Origin of the sequence: Arenibacter hampyeongensis, from assembly GCF_002909255.1 — a bacterium.
Classification (GTDB): Bacteria; Bacteroidota; Bacteroidia; order Flavobacteriales; family Flavobacteriaceae; genus Arenibacter; species Arenibacter hampyeongensis.
The window spans coordinates 1-1,989 of record NZ_PIOB01000026.1; the positions used below are offsets into that span (position 1 = coordinate 1).

A 1,989-nucleotide genomic window follows, 5' to 3' on the forward strand; every position below is an offset into this window, starting at 1 on the left:
TATTGGTTACGGATGCAGTCGGTACAGTGGCATGGGTCGACAAGACCAGCTTTGATGCCATTGCCGATCAAATAACGATTACAGGAGTGGGCACAGTAGCCGACCCTTTTAAGGTTGAAGACCTTTCGATTGTAACGGCAAAACTGGCCGATGGCGCAGTGACCACGATAAAACTGGGCGATGATGCGGTGACCAATGCTAAATTGGCGGACAATGCAGTTCAGACAGAAAACATATTGAGCGGAGGTAACGACAAGGTATTGGTTACGGATGCAGTTGGTACCGTGGAGTGGATCGACAAGTCGAGCTTTGCCGCCATTGCCGATCAGGTAACGATTACAGGTGCTGGAACAACAGCTGATCCCTTCAAGGTGGAGGATCTATCGATTGTGACCGCCAAGCTTGGAGCCGATGCGGTGACCAATGCTAAATTGGCCGACAATGCGGTTCAGACAGAAAACATTTTGAGTGGAGGTAACGATAAGGTATTGGTTACCGATGCAGTCGGGACCGTGGAGTGGATCGACAAGTCGAGCTTCGCCGCCATTGCCGATCAGGTAACGATTACAGGAGCTGGAACAACAGCTGATCCCTTCAAGGTGGAGGATCTGTCGATTGTGACCGCCAAGCTTGGAGCCGATGCGGTGACCAATGCTAAATTGGCCAATAACGCAGTTCAGACAGAAAACATATTAAGCGGAGGAAACGACAAGGTTTTGGTTACCGATGCAGTTGGTACCGTGGAGTGGATCGACAAGTCAAGCTTTGCTGCCATTGCCGATCAGGTGACGATTACAGGAGCTGGAACAACAGCTGATCCCTTCAAGGTGGAGGATCTGTCGATTGTTACAGCCAAGCTTGGAGCCGATGCGGTGACCAATGCTAAATTGGCCGACAATGCGGTTCAGACAGAAAATATATTGAGTGGAGGTAACGACAAGGTTTTGGTTACGGATGCAGTTGGGACCGTAGAGTGGATCGACAAGTCGAGCTTCGCTGCCATTGCCGATCAGGTAACGATTACGGGTGCTGGAACAACAGCCGATCCCTTCAAGGTGGAGGATCTATCGATTGTGACCGCCAAGCTTGGAGCCGATGCGGTGACCAATGCTAAATTGGCGGACAATGCAGTTCAGACAGAAAACATTTTGAGTGGAGGTAACGATAAAGTTTTGGTTACCGATGCAGTAGGAACAGTGGTTTGGGTGGATAAGTCCAGCTTCGCTGTTTTGGCCGATCAGGTAACGATTACTGGAGTAGGTACGGTAGCTGATCCCTTCAAGGTTGAGGACCTTTCCATAGTAAATGCTAAGCTTGGGCCTGATGCAGTGACCAATGCAAAATTGGCGGATGATGCGGTGCAATTGGAAAATATAGCTGATGGTACTGTCTCTGGCCAAGTAATGCAATGGGATGGGACCGACTGGATTTTAATAGATTTAGGCTCCGTAACGGTTACAGAAATCGATGGTGTAATTGGAAACGAAATTTTAAATGCAACTGACGCGACTTTAGTACGCTCTGGATCAGGTACCGATGCCGATCCATATACATTGGATGTATCTGCAGATGGGATTACAAATGCAGAATTGGCGGACAACGCGGTTCAGACAGAAAACATATTAAGCGGAGGTAACGACAAGGTTTTGGTTACCGATGCAGTTGGTACCGTGGAGTGGATCGACAAGTCGAGCTTCGCTGCCATTGCCGATCAGGTAACGATCACAGGAGCTGGAACAACAGCTGATCCCTTCAAGGTGGAGGATCTATCGATTGTGACCGCCAAGCTTGGAGCCGATGCGGTGACCAATGCTAAACTGGCCGATAACGCAGTTGAGACAGAAAATATATTGAACGGTACCATTTTAACAGAGGATATCTCTTCAGGTGGAAACGATAAGGTATTGGTTACGGATGCAGTTGGTACCGTGGAGTGGATCGACAAGTCGAGCTTTGCCGCCATTGCCGATCAGGTAACGATTACGGGTG

The 1,989-nt window shown here is 49.0% G+C and carries 1 protein-coding gene; it reads left to right on the forward strand.

Translation table 11 applies throughout. The annotated features are described in order from the left end of the window. On the forward strand, window positions 1–1,989 hold a 1,989-nt coding region (locus tag CWD91_RS22570; RefSeq protein ID WP_205164684.1), incomplete at both ends, for a hypothetical protein.